We start from the raw sequence: 16,805 nt of genomic DNA on the forward strand, positions 1-16,805 counted from the left end.
GGCAGGCCGGTGTCGAGTATCTCTCCGCTTACGGCGCCGCCCTGGGCAGGAGCGAAGGATGAAACACCATATCAATCTCTATGGCGCTGAATTCAGGCCAAGGCGCCTGTGGGCCAGCCTCAATCAGATGGCCCTGGTCTGGGGCGGCTGCCTGCTGCTGCTGGTCGCGGCCACCTTTTTCTATGGCTGGCAACAGCGGGGTGTCGACCGTGAGCTGGCCCAGGTGCGTGCGCTGCTCGATGTGCAGCGCGGCGAGGCAACACGGCTCGATGCCGCGCTGGCGCGCCATCAGGCAGATGGTCAGCTGCAACAGCAGCTGGTCGACAAGCGCGAGGAGCTGGCTGCCAAGCAGGCGCTGATACGCCAGCTCGGCAGCCTCTCCCTGCAAAAATCCCAGGGCTATGCAGGCGTGATGGCGGATCTGGCCCGTCTGCGGGATGCCCGCCTCTCCCTGCAACGGATTGAGATAAGTGACGGGCGCATCAACCTCTCCGGGGTGGCCGAACGCAGCCAGGATGTGCCCGCCTGGGTGAACCGCTTCAAGCAGACCCCGTCCCTGGCGGGCAAGCAGTTTGGCGAGCTGACCCTGAGCCGGGACAAGGCTGGTCAGCTGGCCTTCCAGCTTAGCGGCATAGCACGGGAGACCCCATGATGGAGATGAAAGCACAGTGGGTGGCCTGGGCACAGCGCGTGGCCGCCCTCAGCCTGCGTGAGCGGGTCTTGATCCTGCTGACGGGCATCATCCTGCTGGGGGCTGCCGGGATCTACGGCTGGCTGGATGCCGCCGACACCCGCCTGAGCCAGGAGCGGCAGGCGCTGACGGCGGCGCAGCGGGATCTGGAGATCCTGACCCTGGAGAACCAGGGCAAGCAGGCCCGGCTGGGGCGGGATCCCAACGCCCAGGTGCGCCAGCAGCTGGCTGGCGTTGAGGCATCCCTCGGCCGGCTGGACGCAGAGCTCAAGGCCCAGACGGTGGATCTGATCCCGGCCCACGAGATGCCGGCCGTGCTGGAAGCCCTGTTGTCTCGCTCCGCCAACCTGCATATGCTGGCGCTCACCTCCCTCAAACCCGAGCCGCTGATGGCTGGCGAGCAGAAGGCCAACCTGTTCAAGCACGGGATCCGGCTCCAGCTGGAGGGGGGCTATTTCGATGTCTACCAGTACCTGAAGGCGCTGGAGGCACTGCCTCGCCACTTCTACTGGAAAGGTTTCGACTACAGGGTGGTCGAGCACCCCAAGGCGGCGGTGGAGATGGAGATCTACACCTTGAGCACCAGCAAGGAGTTCATTCGTGGCTAAGTGGCTGACATTGTTGTGCTGCCTGCTGGGCCCGCTGGCCCAGGCAGAGGTGTTGCAGGACCCGACCGCCCCCCTGGCCGGCAGCGGCACGGCGGCGAGCCCGAGCAAGGACGCCGGTCTGCCCAGGTTGCAGAGCGTCATCCTGGGCAACGGACCGGCGCTGGCGGTGCTCAACGGTCAGAGCTATCGGGTGGGCCAGCGGATCGACGGTTTTCTGCTGGTGGGCATCAGCGCCGATGCCGTGGTACTGGAGAAAGCGGGCAAGCGTCAGACACTGACCCTGTTTGGCAGCAAGATCCGGATGTGAAGTCGGTTCCGCGCGGGATGCTGCGGGCCAGGTTTGTCGAGTTTCATTGCGAGTCAGGTGCACCAATAACATGAAAAAACACCATTTCTGTCTGCTTCCCCTCGCATTGGCGGTGGCGGCTTGTACCAGCTACCAGCACCCCGAACCGGTGCAGGCCAAAGACGCGCTCAAGCAGGCCATGAACGAGCAGACCCCGACCGCGCCGCTGACTACCCTGCCTCCCTCGGTGCAGAGCGAACTGCTGCAGCTCAACCGTCCCCAGCAGCCCCTGGCTGTTCCGGAGAAACGACTGCGCATCGCGGCCCATGACGTCGATGCAGTGGAGTTCTTCGGTTCCCTGTTCAAGGGTTCCCGCTACAGCGTGGCCGTCCACCCCGGGGTGGCTGGTGCCATCTCGGTGGAGCTGAAAGACGTGACCCTGCAGGAGGCGCTGGCCACGGTTGGCGACATGTACGGCTTCGACGTGCAACGCAAGGGCAACGTGTTTCACGTCTATCCGGCGGGTCTGCGCACCGAGACCATCCCGGTCAACTATCTGATGATGGCCCGTCGCGGCCTCTCCCGGACTTCGGTCAGTACCGGCGGGGTGACCGCCAACGACAACAACAATAACGGCAACAACAACGTCGACAGCAGCGGCAACAATAACGGCGGCAACAACAACCTCGGCTCTTCCAACGGGGACAACGGCAACAGCAACAACAGCAACGGCACCCGGATCGAGACGGACAGCAACAACGACTACTGGACCGATCTGCGGGATGCCCTGCAGACCCTGATCGGTACCGGCGAGGGGCGGGCCGTCATCACCAGTCCCCAGGCGGGCCTGGTCACCGTGCGTGCCTATCCGAAAGAGCTGAAAGCGGTGCGCGAGTTTCTGGATCAGTCCGGCGAACACCTCAAGCGCCAGGTGGTGCTGGAGGCGCGGATCCTGGAGGTCTCCCTCAACGAGGGCTACGAGCAGGGGGTGGACTGGAGCGGTCTCTCCGCCAGCTGGGACGGCAACAAGGGCATCACGGGGGGCGGTTCCCTGCTCGACAGCCCCATCGCCTCGACCCCGAACCAGATCTTCAGGGCCCTGGGGGGCGGCGCCGGTTTCACCATCTCCGATGGCAACTTCAACGTGGCGGTCAGCCTGCTCAAGACCCAGGGGGACGTGAACACCCTCTCGAGCCCGCGTGTCACCGCCACCAACAACCAGAAGGCGGTGATCAAGGTGGGGACGGACGAATACTTCGTCACCAACGCCTCGACCACCACCACCACCTCGGGCAACTCGGCGCCCATCGTCACGCCGAACGTGGAGCTGACCCCCTTCTTCTCCGGCATCGCCCTGGACGTGACCCCGCAGATCGACGAGGCAGGCCGGGTGCTGCTGCACATCCATCCCTCCGTCATCGACACCGAGGAGCAGAACAAGACCATCAACGTCGGCACGGCGGATCCCCTGGTGCTGCCGCTCGCCAAGAGCGCCATTCGTGAATCGGATACCGTGGTGCAGGCCAACAACGGCGACATCATCGTCATCGGCGGCCTGATGAAGACCGACAAGCAGGAGATCGTCAGCAAGGTGCCGCTGCTGGGAGACATTCCCTGGGTCGGCGAAGCCTTTACCAACCGCCGGGAGAGCACCAAGAAGGTCGAGCTGGTGATCCTGCTCAAGCCGACAGTGGTGGAAAAAGACACCTGGCAGAAGGAGCTGCAACGCTCCTCCGAGCTGCTCGACAAATGGTATCCGCCCAAGGGCTAAGCCATGAACCAGCATGCGATTGGCCTTGCCCCCTACGGCCCGTGGCTCTGTGCCACGACAGGCCCCCAGGCCGGTGACGACTCATGTACCTGAACCATACCGGTTTGCAGGTGTTCTCCTTCGGCCTGGTCGGCACTGGCCGTGATGGGCACAGGAAGGGCGCATGTACCTGAGTCACTTCGGTTTGCAGGAGGCGCCCTTCGGCCTGACCCCGAACACCGGCTTCTACTACGGTCTGCCTCCCCACGAGGAGGCCATGCAGGTGCTGAACTGGGCGCTGGTGCAGGGGGAGGGCTTCATCAAGGTGACCGGCGAGGTGGGCACCGGCAAGACACTGCTCTGCCGCAAGCTGCTGAGCGAGCTCGGCTCCGAGGCTTGTCCGGTGCGGCTGGCCTGGCTGCCCAATCCCCACCTCACCCCGGGGGAGCTGCGTACCGCCCTGGCCCTGGAACTGGGGTTGGCGGTGCAGGGAGAGAGCGAGCTGGATCTCACGGATCGCATCCATCGTCACCTCATCACCCTGCACCAGCAGGGGAGCCGGGTGGTGGTGCTGATCGACGAGGCGCAGGCCCTGCCGGACGAGACCCTGGAGGCCATCCGGCTGTTCGGCAACCTGGAGACGGAATCCAGCAAGCTGTTGCAAATCGTGCTGTTCGGCCAGCCCGAGCTGGATGTCCGGCTGGCCAAGCCCCACCTGCGCCAGTTGCGCCAGCGCATCGGCTTCTCCTACTGCCTGCGGCCGCTGCGGTGCGACGAGACCCGGGCTTATCTGGAGCACAGGCTGCATGTCTCGGGCTATCGCGGGGCGGCGCTGTTTGGCGGCCCGGCCCTGCGCCTGCTGTGGCGGGCGTCCCGCGGCATTCCCCGGCTCATCAACGTGCTGGCCCAGAAGTGCCTGATGCTGGCCTATGGCCGCGGGGTGCGCCGGATCGACAGCGCCCTGGTGCGACTCGCCATTCGCGATACCGACGACGCCCGCCGTGGTGCCTTGGTACGCTGGTGGCCCCTGTTGCTGCTGCTGGGTGCTGCCCTGACCTATGGAGTCTGGTCATGAGCGTGATCAATCAGATGCTCAAAGATCTGGAGCAGCGTCAGTCAGGATCCGAGGGCGCCGCCGTCTATGTGGCGCCGGTGCGTCAGCAGGGGTGGTGGATGCTGGCGCTGACCCTGTTGTGCACCCTGGCGCTGGCCATCCTCGGCTGGCGTACCTGGATCTACTGGCAGCAGAGCCAGCGCACGGCGCAGCCGACCGTTCAGTTGACTACCCGGCTAGTCCCGGCGAGCGGTGAGCAGACGCTGCCAGCCTCCTCTGCCGCCGAGGTGGTTGCCGTTGCCCCCGCGCCCCAGGTGGCTGCCGCCTCCGGGGCGGTTGGGGTGGATGGCTCCATAGCGGCGAGGGCAAGCGACACCGCCGACCTGGCGCCGCAGACCCTGGCCGAGACGCCGCCAGAGGATGACGTCATCCCGAGCGACGAAGAGTTGCAGCCGGATCTCTATGCCGAACTGGCGGCCGAGCAGGATGCCGAAGAGGCGCCAGTGTCGACAGCCCCGCGCAAGCCCGGAATCTTGAAGATAGAGACGGTGGAGCTCTCCGAGCCTGAGCTGGCGGCCCTGGCCGAGCGCAAGGCGACCACCGCCATGGCCAAGGGTCAGATGCAGGAAGCGCAGGACAACTACTACGAGGTGCTGGTCCATGACCCGCACAATCAGGGGGCACGGGAACAGCTGGCTGGCTTGCTCTATGGGGCGGGGCGGCTGGCGGAGGCCGGCCAGGTGCTGGAAGAGGGGTTGAGACTGGATCCCGAGCAGGCCGACCTGCGTCTGCTGCTGGCCCGGGTGGCCATCGGTGGCGGTGATCGCCAGAAGGCGCTGGACTGGCTGACCGGCTATCAACCGGATCTTGCCGCCAATCTGGATTACTACGCCACTTGGGCCGGGCTTGCCCAGGAGCTGGGTCAGCCTGCCCAGGCGTCGGAGCTCTACGTCAAGCTGCTGCGCCAGCAGCCGGATCAGGGGCGCTGGTGGCTGGGGCTCGGCGTGGCCGAGGATGGCCAGGGCCATCGCCAGCGTGCGCTGGATGCCTATCGCAACGCCCAGTTGCACGGGAACCTGGGCGAGGCCTCGACCCGCTGGCTGGAACAGCGAATTGCACAGCTTGCCCCCTGACGGGCAGCCGGGATCACTTTTTTGGAGTTTGCATGGCACAACCCAGACTGAAAATGCGCCTCGGCGACCTGCTGGTACAGGAGCGGATCATCTCGGATGATCAGTTGCAGCTCGCCCTGCAGCAGCAGCGCCACACCGGCCGCAAGCTGGGCACCACCCTCATCGATCTCGGCTTCATCAGCGAGGTGCAACTGCTGACCTTCCTCGCCCGTCAGCTGGACGTGCCCTTCTTCGATCTCAACAACCTCACCATAGACGCCTCGGCCGTGATGCTGCTACCCGAGGTGCAGGCGCGCCGCTACCGGGCGCTGGCGGTCAACCTCAGCGACGACAAGGTCACCGTGGTGATGTCGGATCCCGCCGACTTGAGCGCCCTCGATGCCATCGCCGCCCTGCTGAGTCCGCGGGAGCTGGTGCTGGCGGTGGCCCGGGAAGGCCAGTTGCTGGAGTATTTCGACCGCCTCTATCGCCGCACCCGGGAGATAGAGAACTTCGCGGTGCAGCTGCACGAGGAGCATCAGGAGACCGGCTTCGAGCTGGGTGCCAGCAGCCTCAACGCCGGGGCAGACGAGGGGGAGGCGACGGTGGCCAAGCTGCTGCGCTCCCTGTTCGAAGACGCGGTGCAGGTGGGAGCCTCGGACATTCACATCGAGCCGGACGAGAAGGTGCTGCGCATCCGCCAGCGCATCGACGGCGTGCTGCACGAAAACATCCTGAGCGAGGTGCGCATTGCCCAGGCGCTGGTGCTGCGTCTGAAGCTGGTGGCCGGGCTCGACATCTCGGAGAAGCGGCTGCCCCAGGATGGCCGCTTCGCCATGAAGGTACGCGGTCGTGACGTGGATGTGCGGATGTCCACCATGCCGGTGCAATACGGGGAATCTGTGGTGATGCGGCTGCTGGATCAATCCACCGGCATACTGTCGCTGGCCGAGACCGGCATGCCGCCCGCCATCCTGACCCGCTTCCGCCGCCAGCTCAAGCGCCCGCACGGCATGATACTGGTGACGGGGCCCACCGGCAGCGGCAAGACCACCACGCTCTATGGCGCCCTCTCCGAACTCAACCAGGCCAGCCACAAGATCATCACGGTGGAAGATCCGGTGGAGTACCGGCTGCCTCGGGTCAACCAGGTGCAGGTCAATCACAAGATCGGCCTCACCTTCTCCCAGGTGCTGCGTTCCACCCTGCGCCAGGATCCTGACATCCTGCTTGTGGGGGAGATGCGAGACAACGAGACGGTGGAGATTGGCCTGCGCGGCGCCATCACCGGCCATCTGGTGTTGACCACCTTGCACACCAACGACGCCGTCACCAGTGCCCTGCGCCTCATCGACATGGGGGCTCCCGGCTATCTGGTGGCGAGCGCCCTGCGGGCCGTGGTGGCCCAGCGGCTGGTGCGGCGAGTGTGCGAACACTGCGCCTGTGAGATGGCGCCGGATGAGGGGCAGGCCACCTGGCTTGGCGCGCTCTCCGGCGAGGTGCCGGGTCAGCACGTCTATCGCAAGGGGCGCGGCTGCCAGAGCTGCAACTTCACCGGCTATGCGGGCCGGATCGGGGTCTACGAGCTGCTGGAGCTGGATCAATCCATGATGGATGCCCTGCGTCGCAACGATGCCGAGGGCTTTGCCCGGGCTGCGCGCGAGCACGAGCACTACCGGCCGCTGGCCCTGACCGCCCTCGACTATGCCCGGGAGGGGATCACCTCGGTGGACGAGGTGCTGCGGCTGGCCGAGGATCTGGGCTAAGTCATGGGATCATTTGCGTACAAGGGCCGCGACAGCCAGGGCAATGCCGTCAACGGCGTGGTGGAGGCCGCCAGCGAGCTGGCCGCCGCCGAGCAACTGATGCGCCGTGGCGTGATGCCTACCGAGCTGAAGGCGGGCAAGGCCAGATCCGCCGCCATCGACTGGTCGCTGCTGCTGGAGGGGGGCGTCAAGCTGGAGGAGCTGGTGGTGTTCAGCCGCCAGATGTATGCCCTGACCCGTGCGGGCATCCCCATACTGCGGGCCATCGCCGGGCTGGAGGAGAGCGCCCACAGCAAGCCCCTCAAGCGGGCGCTCCACGCTCTGGGGGAGGATCTCGGCAACGGGCGGCCGCTGTCGAGCTCGATGCAGGCTCACCCCAAGGTGTTCAGCAGCCTGTTCGTGGCCATCATCCACGTCGGCGAGAACACCGGCCAGCTGGAGGAGGCCTTCCTGCAGCTCGCCAACTATTTCGATCTGGAGCTGGAGACCCGCAAGCGGATCAAGACTGCCATGCGCTACCCCAGCTTCGTGATGATAGCCATCGGCATCGCCATGGTGATCCTCAACATCATGGTGATCCCGGTGTTTGCCGGCATGTTCGCCAAGTTCGGGGTGGAGCTGCCGCTCGCGACCCGGATCCTGCTCGCCACCTCCCACTTCTTCGTCCACTACTGGTGGCTGCTGCTCGCGATCTTGGTGGGAACGATCGTCGGCTGGCGGCGCTGGGTCGCCACGGCCCGGGGCAAGCTGACCTGGCACCGATGGCAGCTCAGGCTGCCCATCGTCGGCTCCATCATAGAGCGCTCCCTGCTGGCCCGCTTCGCCCGCAGCTTCTCCATGATGCTCAAGGCCGGGGTGCCGCTGAACACGGCGCTGACCCTGGTGGCCGATGCGGTGGACAACGCCTGGATGGCGGGGCAGATCCGCGACATGCGGGGCGGTATCGAGCGGGGCGAGAGCCTGCTGCGCACCGCCGGTGCCAGCGGCCTGTTCACCCCTCTGGTGATGCAGATGATCGCGGTGGGGGAAGAGACGGGCCAGGTGGACGAGCTGCTGCACGAGGCGGCCGAATACTACGAGCGGGAGGTGGATTACGACCTCAAGAGCCTCACCGCCCGCATCGAACCGATCCTCATCGGCATAGTGGCCGTCATGGTGCTGGTGCTGGCGCTCGGTATCTTCACGCCCATGTGGGACATGATGCGAGCGGTTCGCGGCCAGTGATGTGGTTCAGCATCTTCACTCCTCAAGGTAGGGGCCAGTGATGCATGCTGTGTGCGGTAGACAAGGGGCGAGAGAGGCATGAGCAGACAGTCCGAGCAGGATGAGCGCTGGCTGGGAGGCTATAGACGGCTGATCGCCTGCGTCCTGCTGCTGGTCATCCTTGCCACCCTGGCCCTGAGCTATCGCAGCCACAGGGCAGAGGCGCTGGCGGTCAGCCTGAGCCTGCTGGGGGAGCAATTTGCCGAGCGGGCCCAGCGGCTGCACGGGCGCTGGCTCGATGAGCGGCGCCCCGCGGTGCTGCATGCGGAGGGGGTGGCCTGGCAGTTCGATGAGCGAGGCTGGCCGCTGGCGGTGTTGCCGCTGCAGTCCCCGTCCGGTAACTGCCGCCAGCTCTGGTTGATGCTGATTGGTCCGGACGATCCGGGGTTGCCATCCTGGCAGGCCCTCGCCAGCAAGGATGGGGGCGGCTGCGAGTTTGGTTGGGAGGGGCATTGGCTGCGCTACCGTTTCGGCGACGGCCGGGTGCTGGCAAAGCCGTGAAGCGATCTCTCAAGTGCTTCAGCCACATGATTTTTTTCTATCTGCATGAAATAATGCGGACCATTACGGAGGTAGCATGGCAGCAAAGAGAGTGAGCACCGGCCAGGGACCAGGTCAGATGGCCGGTTTTTCCCTGATAGAGCTGGTGATCGTCATCGTGATCCTGGGGATCCTGGCCGTCACCGCCTTGCCCCGTTTTCTCGACGTGACCGACGAGGCGAAGAAGGCCAGCGTGGAAGGGGTATCCGGCGGTTTCGCCACCGGGGTCTCCCTGGTGCGGGCCCAGTGGGAAGCCGAGGGGCGCGCCAAGCAGGACAGCCTCAATACCGTGCTCTACGACGGCTCCCGTTTCTATCTGACCACGCCGACCGACAGCCAGGTCAGCAATGGCGAGCTCTCCCCCGGTTACCCCATGGACACGGCGGCGAGCGGCGCTCCCGATGTGGATCCGGCCAATCTGACGGCGGTCCGCTGTCTCAATATTTGGGAGGGCTTGTTGCAGAATCCTCCCAAGGCTACTGCCAACTTTGACGAGGTGCGCGGTAGCGGCAATGACCTGAAGTTCTATGCCACGGTGAGCAACAATGGACTGGATTCGGTCTGCCGTTACTATCTGGTCAACAGCCTGAGCAAGGGAAGTGATGGGCGCTATCAGGACCCGCAAGGGAGCACCGATGCCTACATGAGTTTCAGTTACCGCCCGGCCTCCGGCCAGGTGACCACTCATATCAATTGATAAACCGAGGAAAACGTAATGAAAAAGCAGGCGGGTTTTACCCTGATCGAACTGGTGATCGTGATCATCATCCTGGGCATTCTGGCGGTCACCGCCGCGCCCAAGTTCCTGAATCTGCAGGATGATGCGCGCAAGGCTGCTGCGGATGGTGTCAAAGCATCACTGCAAAGTGCTGCCCAGATGATATACAGCAAGGCTGCAATACAAGGGATTGAAGCCTCTTCCGCTGCCGTATCTGTTGCTGGTACTACAGTTGATGCGAAGTTTGGTTACCCGACAGCAGCAACTATTGCAAATGCAGTTACCCTAGATGGCTGGGATGAGGCATCTGCATCTAAGGGGACATTTAAGCCTGCGGATGCTGGTAGCAGCGCTAACTGTCAAGTTGTGTATAACGAAGCAAGCACGGCAACTTCATCATTCAGTGTTAATGTTTCCGGATGTGGGAACTGATAGATCTGAGCGAGGCTTCGGCCTCGCTTTCTCTTTACCCTTGTGAGAACCCCAATGCCTGCAACCAAGGGCTTCACCCTGATAGAACTGGTGATCGTGATCCTGTTGCTCGGGATTCTGGCCGCCTTTGCCGTGCCCAAGTGGCTGGGCAAAGGCGGCTTTGAAACCCATACCGTCCGCGATGAAATGGTGACCCGGCTGCGGCTGGTGCAGACCATCAATATGAATGAGCCCTCTAATCCAGGCATTAATGGTGCCAGACAAACCTTTTTTCAGGTTAAACCGGGACAGTTTTGGCACTACTCTGTTGCACTGGCTGATGGAGCTGTCTCTGCGCCGATACACATCGTGAACACTGGCGTGTCGGTCACCCTAAACGGGCAATCTGACTTCGGTATTCGTTTCGATAAACACACCGGCCGCCCCCTCTCTCCGTCAACCTGCGTTCCTTATTGCGATCTGGTGGTGAGCGACGGTCGGGAGAGCGCCCGCCTGCGCATCGAACCCGAGGGCTATATCCATGCCCTCCCGTAATACCCCTCGTGGCTTCACCCTGATCGAATTCGTGATCGGCATAGTGCTGCTGGCGGTGGCGCTTACCGGCATTCTGGGGTTGCTGGTCAACCAGGCGCCCCAGTCAGTGGATCCGGTGCAGCAGGTGCGGGCTGCCCAGCTGGCCCAGCGGATCCTCGGCGAGGTGCTGCAAAAATCTTTCGATGAACACTCGGATCACAATGGCGGCCGTTTTCGCTGCGGCGAGACCGTCGGCACGCCTCCCGTGATCTATCCCGCCTGCACCCCAGTCGCCGATTACGGTCCGGATGGGGGCGAGACGCGCCCCTACGCCTTCAACGACGTGGATGATTTCGATACCGCGGGTAACTGGGTGGACGCCAACCAGTTCACCCAGAGCTCTGCCAGCGCCAGCGACGAGGAGTATCGCCACTATCAGCTGAAGATCCGTGTCACGGCTGATGACCTGTTTGCCAGTGCAGGCAAGGGTGCCTCGTCCATCGGCAAGCGTATCGAGTTGACGGTGCGGCTGCCTGATCGCAGTGAAGTCGAGTTTTCGCTCTACCGGGGTAACTACTGATGAGCCAGCGCATTGCACGGGGCTTCACCCTGGTGGAACTGGTGATGGTGATCCTGCTGCTCGGAGTGATGGCCGCCTTTACCAGCCAGTTTATCGGTATCGGCACCCAGATTTACGGGGGTGCCAGCCGCCGGGAGCAGCTGATGAGCGATGCCCGCTTCGCCCTGGAGCGGCTCAACCGCGAGCTGCGCGATGCGGTGCCGGGCTCGGTGCGCATCGAGGATGAGGCGGGCAACCCTCTGGATCAGGGGGCCTGTCTGCGCTTCTGGCCCATCGTCACCGCCAGCCGCTATCTGGGCTCCGCGGCCAGCGCCGGGCTCACCATAGTGGTGCCGGACGTGCTGCCCGAGCGGAATAAGGACCTGGCCATCGTCTACCCCCTTGCCGATCCGGCTCTCAACCTGGAGCAGGGGTGCCTCCATGGCAACTGCGTGGCCAGTGTCACCTCTGTTGGGGCATCCGTGTCGAGGGCGCTACCGCTGACGGTGGATGGCTCCTTCGCCAAGGAGTCGCCGGGGCAGCGTATCTATTTTGCCCGCCAACAGGTGCGTTACTGCGTGATGAATGCCGCCCTGACCCGGGCCAGCGCCGCTATCGGCACTGACATTCGCGGGAGCACACCGGTCCTGATGGCCGAGCATATCCGTTTTTCGCCCTATTACTTCTATCGTGAGCCCGCCGCTTTCAATCAGAGCGAGGTGGGACTGCGGATGGAGTTCGAGCAGCCTGGCGAGCGCGTCCTCTTCAACCACAAGCTGGAGACGCTCAATGTTCCCTAGGCCCCCCCGCAGGTTGGCGCCCCAGCGCGGCAGCGCCATCATGATCGCGCTCTTCGTCATCGTCATCATGGGCCTGCTGGCAGCGGCCATGGGCCGCTTCCTGGTGGACAGCGGCGAGAAGAATACGGTGGAGGTGCGCGGGGTGCGCGCCCTGATGGCGGCTCAGAGTGGGCTGGAAGTGGGTCTCTACCGCCTCTACCCCAATGATCACTGGGACGCGCAACAGTGCGTCGCCCTGACATCCATCCCCTTTGCAGTCCCGGGGCTGGTGGATTGCAACGTGGTACTGACCTGCAAGCCGGTGGTGGTCAGTGTGGCTGGGGTCACCCAGACCGGTTACCGCTTTCAGAGCACGGGCGCCTGCGGTCGTCGCGATCTGAACAATCCCAGTCCGGACTTTGCCGTCAGCCGCACCCTGGTGGCGGAAGCCTTTGATGGGGTGAATCCATGACGCGCTGGCTATTGGCTCTTACGCTACTGTCTGGCGTGGCTCATGGCTTTGAGACCATAGACAACAATCTCTATTTCCCTGCCGTTGCCCAGGGTCACCGCGGCAATACGAGTGCCTCCTGCAATGGCCTGGGCTATCCCGCATTGACCCAGAACAACCAGGCCAAGATCACCGGGACCGGAGGGGTGGCCTTGAATTTTTGCGCCTCGAATCAGGGTTCTGGCATGCCGCTGGATGCGTGCGACAATGCCAATGGCTCACGTCGGCTCTGCACCATCACCGGAAACCCGATACGTGGATTGGCTACCTCGGGGGATAACAGCTTCCTGAGCAGTTCGGGCAGTGATGGTGACATCGGTCACTGTAATAGTGGGCAGCAATTGACGCTGGGCAGTGCCAGCCAATACCAGTTCGGGACTATCAGCCTCTACAGTGCCTGCACCCTGACCTTCTCCAGCACCCGTCAAGAGTACAGAATCCAGTCTCTCGCTTTGGGGGGAGCAAAAGTGGTGCTGCCCGCCGGGGATTATTGGATAGACAGACTCGTCGTCAATCAGGGCGGGGAGATTGAAACCCGGGGCAATGTACGTATCTTCGTCAACGCGGTGGAGTTTAATGGCGGGCGTCTCAACGCGGCCAAGACGGGATCTGTGCTGCTGTTTGGATACCAGAATGTCAATTTGAATGGTGAAAGCCTGGTCAACGGCCTGGTATATGCCGATCAGGCATTGAACATGAATAACGCGAGCGTTATCAACGGTAGAACGACCAGTCGCTCCCTGTTTATGTCTGGCACCACCGCCATCAATGACAAGATGTCCCCCCCCGTCACCGCGGCGATCGATCACTTCGAGTTTGACCACGGCGGCAATGCCCTGACCTGCAACCCGGAGACCCTGACCATCCGTGCCTGCGCCAATGCCAGCTGTAGCCAGCTGTTCACGGACCCGGTGAGCGCCGCCCTGATACCGGCAAAGAGTGGCAGCAATGGCTGGATAGCGAGCGGTCAAGTGAGCTACAACGGCAACACCGCTACCGTGAATTTCAGCGACGGCACCACCACATTGCAGCTGCGCAACAACCTGGCGAGCGCCATGACGGTGGGAGTGAGCGGTTCAACTCCGTCCACCAACCCCCTGAACACCACCCTGTGCCGGGCGGGTAGCGGGGCGTTGAGCGCCGCCGCCTGTACCCTGAGCTTTGCCGACAGCGGCTTCGTGTTCGACGTGCTGGATACCCTGGCCAACAAGCCACAGGATGTGGTGATCAGCGCCGTCAAGAAAGACGATGCGACCCAGCGGTGCGTTCCCGGCTTCGCCAGCGTGAGCAAGCCGGTCAGCTTCTGGGGTTCTTATGTCACCCCGAATGCCAATGCATTTGGCAGTCAGGTCACGATAGAGGGCAATTCGGTCTCGACTTATGCCGGCAATGTGGCTTCGCCGACGGGCACTGTCATCAACGTGAACTTCGATAGTCAGGGCAAGGCGACGCTGAAAAATGTCAACTATCCGGATGCGGGCCAGATGCGGCTCAACGCCCGTCACGATGGCAGCGGGGATACTGCTGGTCTGGTGATGACGGGCTCGGATCTGTTCGTCAGCCGCCCGGTCGGGCTCTGCATCATGCCGGCCCAGGGTGCCTGTGCGGCAGGGGATGCCAGTTGTCCGGTGTTCAAGAGGACGGGAGACACCTTCCCACTGAATATCCAGGCCATGGCCTGGCAGAGCGACAGCGATGGCAATATCTGCGTCGGCAACGGCACCACGCCGAACTTCGTGTTGCCAGATATCGCCCTGACCACTGAGCTGGTGGCTCCCCAAGGGGGGGGCGTTGCTCAGGTCATCCCGAACAAGTACAGCCACGTTGCGGCCAGCAACAGTCTCAACACGTCCACCCTCAGTCTCAACGAGGTCGGGGTCTTCAGGATCAAGGCGACACCGCCTGCCGCGATACCCCCGGCAACGGGCTACTTTGGCTACACCATCCCTCCCGCCAGCAGCGTGCCGGTAGGGCGTTTCGTGCCCTGGGACTTCAGCATGACGAGCGGCACTGTCACCCCGGCTTGCGGTGGCTTCAGCTATATGAGTCAGCCGTTTGACGTGGATGCGATTGTGGTTGCGCGCAACAAGGAGGGGGGGGTCACGAAAAATTACCGGGATGCCTTTGCCAAGGGCGCGTTCATTCTGGCGGCTGCCAATAACCAGGACGGGGTGGATCGCTCCAATCGGTTGGTGCCGCTGGCCGCCAGCTGGTCCGAAGGTACCGGCAAGGCTACCGGCCAGAGCCGGTTTATGCGGCTGCGTGAGCTGACCCCGAGCCTGACTGCACCGGAAGAGCCCTTGCCGCTCCTGCGACTAGGGCTCAGGGTAGCGGACGGCGAGACTCTCGAGACCAGCTTCCTTGCCGATCGAAACATGAACCCCGCCGTGACCGGTACCTGCGATAACGGGGTTAATTGCACCGCGAAGCAGCTCCTCATCCCGCAGGGTGCGAACGATACCATGATTGCCTATTACGGCCGTCTGCTGGCCAGTACCCGCCAGGGAGCGGTCAGCGCACCGCTGGCGCTGCCGCTTCAGGTTCAATATTTCGAAGGTGGGCTGTGGCGCGCCAATTCGCAGGATGTCTGCACTCAGATCGCCCTGACGGGGGACGGCATGGATTTCACCGACGCCAATCAACACTATGATGCTGCGAGCGGGGATCTCGTCCTGCAGGATGGTGCCCGCATTCGCCTCGGGTTCGGCAATCAGGCCCCAGGAGGTAGCCAGACTCGGTTCAATAGCGGTGAAACCTGGTTCCATTTTGCACCACCGAATCAGGCCGTACGCATCCCCTACCGTATCGTGCTGGAGAAACAACCTGATCAACCACTCTGGCTGGCGGACCCCGCCACGGCGGATCATCTGTCGGGAGAGGCCATCTTTGGCCGTGACAGGGGCAACGATCGCATTATTTATCGCCGCGAAGTGATGCCCTGAAAATGATATGGGGACGGGGAGAGGGGCGCTTTGGGGTGAGCCTGCGTCTTATCTCCTTGTTTCGTAGTGTTTGTCGGCCTGAGCGGGTGAGTGATGACTCGCATTTTTGTCGCGCTTGATTGACTGGCGACAGTTTGAGCGCTTGCCCATTGGGGTGGGCATTGGTAAAGTTAGCCGGTTTTCTGCACCTCCAAATTCTTAGGATTTCCCGTAGCCATGTTCAAAAAGCTCAGAGGCGTCTTTTCCAACGATCTGTCGATCGATTTGGGAACTGCCAACACCCTGATCTACGTAAAAGATCAAGGGATCGTCCTTAACGAACCCTCAGTTGTCGCCATTCGCCAAGAGCGCGGGAACGCCAAATCGGTCGCTGCCGTCGGTCATGCCGCCAAGCAGATGCTGGGTCGTACCCCAGGCAACATCTCCGCCATTCGTCCGATGAAAGACGGCGTGATCGCCGATTTCTACGTGACCGAGAAGATGCTGCAGCACTTCATCAAGCAGGTTCACGACAACAACTATTTCCGCCCCAGCCCCCGTGTGCTGGTGTGCGTGCCGTGCGGCTCCACCCAGGTCGAGCGCCGTGCCATCAAGGAATCCGCGCTGGGCGCCGGTGCCCGCGAGGTTTACCTGATCGATGAACCCATGGCCGCCGCCATCGGTGCCGGCCTGCCGGTCTCCGAAGCGACCGGTTCCATGGTGGTGGACATCGGTGGTGGTACCACAGAAGTGGCCATCATCTCCCTGAACGGGGTGGTCTACTCCCAGTCCGTGCGCATCGGTGGCGACAAGTTTGATGAAGCCATCATCAGCTACGTGCGCCGCAACTATGGCAGCCTGATCGGGGAAGCCACCGCCGAGCGTATCAAGCACGAGATCGGCTCCGCCTATCCGGGCGAAGAGGTGCGCGAGATCGAAGTCCGTGGTCGCAACCTGGCCGAAGGGGTACCGCGCAGCTTCACCCTGAACTCCAACGAGATCCTGGAAGCGCTGCAAGAGCCGCTGTCCGGCATCGTCTCCGCCGTCATGGTCGCCCTGGAGCAGTCCCCGCCCGAGCTGGCATCCGACATCTCCGAGCGCGGCATGGTGCTGACCGGTGGTGGCGCCCTGCTCAAAGACATCGACCGTCTGCTGATGGAAGAGACCGGCATCCCGGTCGTCGTGGCTGAAGATCCCCTCACCTGTGTCGCCCGTGGCGGTGGCAAGGCGCTGGAACTGATCGATATGCACGGTGGCGATCTGTTCCACTACGAATAAGACCCAAAGCCGGCCGAGCGCCGG

Annotated in this window: 17 protein-coding genes; all 17 read left to right on the forward strand. The window is 63.2% G+C overall.

Features of this window, described 5'->3' with window-relative positions; all coding sequences use genetic code 11:
• The first annotated feature begins 58 nt into the window (after positions 1 to 58).
• The 17 genes from PG898_RS14880 (at position 59) to PG898_RS14960 (ending at position 16,781) form a co-directional block, all read left to right on the forward strand.
• The gene (locus tag PG898_RS14880; RefSeq protein ID WP_139439242.1) at positions 59 to 652 is read left to right on the forward strand and encodes a PilN domain-containing protein; all 594 of its coding nucleotides are present in this window, start codon (positions 59 to 61) and stop codon (positions 650 to 652) included.
• On the forward strand, positions 652 to 1,299 hold the full coding sequence (locus PG898_RS14885) for an MSHA biogenesis protein MshJ (RefSeq protein WP_270824515.1): 648 nt from the start codon (positions 652 to 654) through the stop codon (positions 1,297 to 1,299). Before PG898_RS14880 ends, PG898_RS14885 begins: the two co-directional genes overlap by 1 nt.
• Positions 1,292 to 1,606 carry a SctD/MshK family protein gene (locus PG898_RS14890; RefSeq protein ID WP_270824483.1) on the forward strand — a complete coding sequence of 105 codons (315 nt, stop codon included), beginning with the start codon at positions 1,292 to 1,294 and terminating at the stop codon, positions 1,604 to 1,606. Before PG898_RS14885 ends, PG898_RS14890 begins: the two co-directional genes overlap by 8 nt.
• 70 nt (positions 1,607 to 1,676) lie before the next feature.
• A complete protein-coding gene (gene mshL, locus PG898_RS14895; protein ID WP_270824484.1) occupies positions 1,677 to 3,356 on the forward strand; it encodes a pilus (MSHA type) biogenesis protein MshL in 1,680 nt (559 codons plus the stop codon).
• Positions 3,357 to 3,519: 163 nt separating this feature from the next.
• A complete protein-coding gene (locus PG898_RS14900) occupies positions 3,520 to 4,410 on the forward strand; it encodes an ExeA family protein (RefSeq protein WP_270824485.1) in 891 nt (296 codons plus the stop codon).
• On the forward strand, positions 4,407 to 5,522 hold the full coding sequence (locus tag PG898_RS14905) for a tetratricopeptide repeat protein (protein WP_270824486.1): 1,116 nt from the start codon (positions 4,407 to 4,409) through the stop codon (positions 5,520 to 5,522). Before PG898_RS14900 ends, PG898_RS14905 begins: the two co-directional genes overlap by 4 nt.
• 32 nt (positions 5,523 to 5,554) lie before the next feature.
• Positions 5,555 to 7,267, forward strand: a complete 1,713-nt coding sequence (mshE, locus tag PG898_RS14910; RefSeq protein WP_270824487.1) for an MSHA fimbrial ATPase MshE — start codon at positions 5,555 to 5,557, stop codon at positions 7,265 to 7,267.
• Between the two features lie 3 nt (positions 7,268 to 7,270).
• On the forward strand, positions 7,271 to 8,491 hold the full coding sequence (locus PG898_RS14915; protein WP_263685145.1) for a type II secretion system F family protein: 1,221 nt from the start codon (positions 7,271 to 7,273) through the stop codon (positions 8,489 to 8,491).
• A gap of 78 nt (positions 8,492 to 8,569) precedes the next feature.
• Positions 8,570 to 9,031 (forward strand): hypothetical protein, encoded by a 462-nt coding sequence (locus PG898_RS14920; RefSeq protein WP_270824489.1) that lies wholly within the window; start codon positions 8,570 to 8,572, stop codon positions 9,029 to 9,031.
• A 76-nt stretch (positions 9,032 to 9,107) separates the two neighbouring features.
• Entirely contained in the window at positions 9,108 to 9,767 is a 660-nt protein-coding gene (locus PG898_RS14925; protein ID WP_171273072.1) for a prepilin-type N-terminal cleavage/methylation domain-containing protein, read from the forward strand.
• 18 nt (positions 9,768 to 9,785) lie between these two features.
• The gene (locus tag PG898_RS14930) at positions 9,786 to 10,220 is read left to right on the forward strand and encodes a prepilin-type N-terminal cleavage/methylation domain-containing protein (protein ID WP_202047763.1); all 435 of its coding nucleotides are present in this window, start codon (positions 9,786 to 9,788) and stop codon (positions 10,218 to 10,220) included.
• 54 nt (positions 10,221 to 10,274) lie between these two features.
• Positions 10,275 to 10,754 (forward strand): pilin, encoded by a 480-nt coding sequence (locus tag PG898_RS14935; RefSeq protein WP_270824493.1) that lies wholly within the window; start codon positions 10,275 to 10,277, stop codon positions 10,752 to 10,754.
• A complete protein-coding gene (locus PG898_RS14940) occupies positions 10,741 to 11,313 on the forward strand; it encodes a prepilin-type N-terminal cleavage/methylation domain-containing protein (RefSeq protein ID WP_270824494.1) in 573 nt (190 codons plus the stop codon). The genes PG898_RS14935 and PG898_RS14940 overlap by 14 nt, the downstream gene beginning before the upstream one ends.
• Positions 11,313 to 12,092, forward strand: a complete 780-nt coding sequence (locus PG898_RS14945; RefSeq protein WP_270824495.1) for a PilW family protein — start codon at positions 11,313 to 11,315, stop codon at positions 12,090 to 12,092. Before PG898_RS14940 ends, PG898_RS14945 begins: the two co-directional genes overlap by 1 nt.
• Positions 12,082 to 12,543, forward strand: coding sequence for an MSHA biogenesis protein MshP (locus tag PG898_RS14950; protein WP_270824496.1), 462 nt, complete (start codon positions 12,082 to 12,084; stop codon positions 12,541 to 12,543). The genes PG898_RS14945 and PG898_RS14950 overlap by 11 nt, the downstream gene beginning before the upstream one ends.
• On the forward strand, positions 12,540 to 15,524 hold the full coding sequence (locus tag PG898_RS14955) for a DUF6701 domain-containing protein (protein WP_270824497.1): 2,985 nt from the start codon (positions 12,540 to 12,542) through the stop codon (positions 15,522 to 15,524). Before PG898_RS14950 ends, PG898_RS14955 begins: the two co-directional genes overlap by 4 nt.
• Positions 15,525 to 15,740: 216 nt before the next feature.
• Entirely contained in the window at positions 15,741 to 16,781 is a 1,041-nt protein-coding gene (locus PG898_RS14960; RefSeq protein ID WP_005308111.1) for a rod shape-determining protein, read from the forward strand.
• Positions 16,782 to 16,805 lie beyond the last annotated feature (24 nt).

It is taken from the genome of Aeromonas sp. QDB31 (genome assembly GCF_027707605.1).
GTDB lineage: Bacteria > Pseudomonadota > Gammaproteobacteria > Enterobacterales > Aeromonadaceae > Aeromonas > Aeromonas media.

Coding starts and splice junctions, on each gene's coding strand:
- PG898_RS14930 (WP_202047763.1), top strand. CDS start 9,786: ATGAAAAAGCAGGCGGGTTTTACCCTGATCGAACTGGTGATCGTGATC.
- PG898_RS14945 (WP_270824495.1), top strand. CDS start 11,313: ATGAGCCAGCGCATTGCACGGGGCTTCACCCTGGTGGAACTGGTGATG.
- mshE (WP_270824487.1), top strand. CDS start 5,555: ATGGCACAACCCAGACTGAAAATGCGCCTCGGCGACCTGCTGGTACAG.
- PG898_RS14950 (WP_270824496.1), top strand. CDS start 12,082: ATGTTCCCTAGGCCCCCCCGCAGGTTGGCGCCCCAGCGCGGCAGCGCC.
- PG898_RS14920 (WP_270824489.1), top strand. CDS start 8,570: ATGAGCAGACAGTCCGAGCAGGATGAGCGCTGGCTGGGAGGCTATAGA.
- mshL (WP_270824484.1), top strand. CDS start 1,677: ATGAAAAAACACCATTTCTGTCTGCTTCCCCTCGCATTGGCGGTGGCG.
- PG898_RS14935 (WP_270824493.1), top strand. CDS start 10,275: ATGCCTGCAACCAAGGGCTTCACCCTGATAGAACTGGTGATCGTGATC.
- PG898_RS14905 (WP_270824486.1), top strand. CDS start 4,407: ATGAGCGTGATCAATCAGATGCTCAAAGATCTGGAGCAGCGTCAGTCA.
- PG898_RS14885 (WP_270824515.1), top strand. CDS start 652: ATGGAGATGAAAGCACAGTGGGTGGCCTGGGCACAGCGCGTGGCCGCC.
- PG898_RS14880 (WP_139439242.1), top strand. CDS start 59: ATGAAACACCATATCAATCTCTATGGCGCTGAATTCAGGCCAAGGCGC.
- PG898_RS14915 (WP_263685145.1), top strand. CDS start 7,271: ATGGGATCATTTGCGTACAAGGGCCGCGACAGCCAGGGCAATGCCGTC.
- PG898_RS14925 (WP_171273072.1), top strand. CDS start 9,108: ATGGCAGCAAAGAGAGTGAGCACCGGCCAGGGACCAGGTCAGATGGCC.
- PG898_RS14955 (WP_270824497.1), top strand. CDS start 12,540: ATGACGCGCTGGCTATTGGCTCTTACGCTACTGTCTGGCGTGGCTCAT.
- PG898_RS14960 (WP_005308111.1), top strand. CDS start 15,741: ATGTTCAAAAAGCTCAGAGGCGTCTTTTCCAACGATCTGTCGATCGAT.
- PG898_RS14900 (WP_270824485.1), top strand. CDS start 3,520: ATGTACCTGAGTCACTTCGGTTTGCAGGAGGCGCCCTTCGGCCTGACC.
- PG898_RS14940 (WP_270824494.1), top strand. CDS start 10,741: ATGCCCTCCCGTAATACCCCTCGTGGCTTCACCCTGATCGAATTCGTG.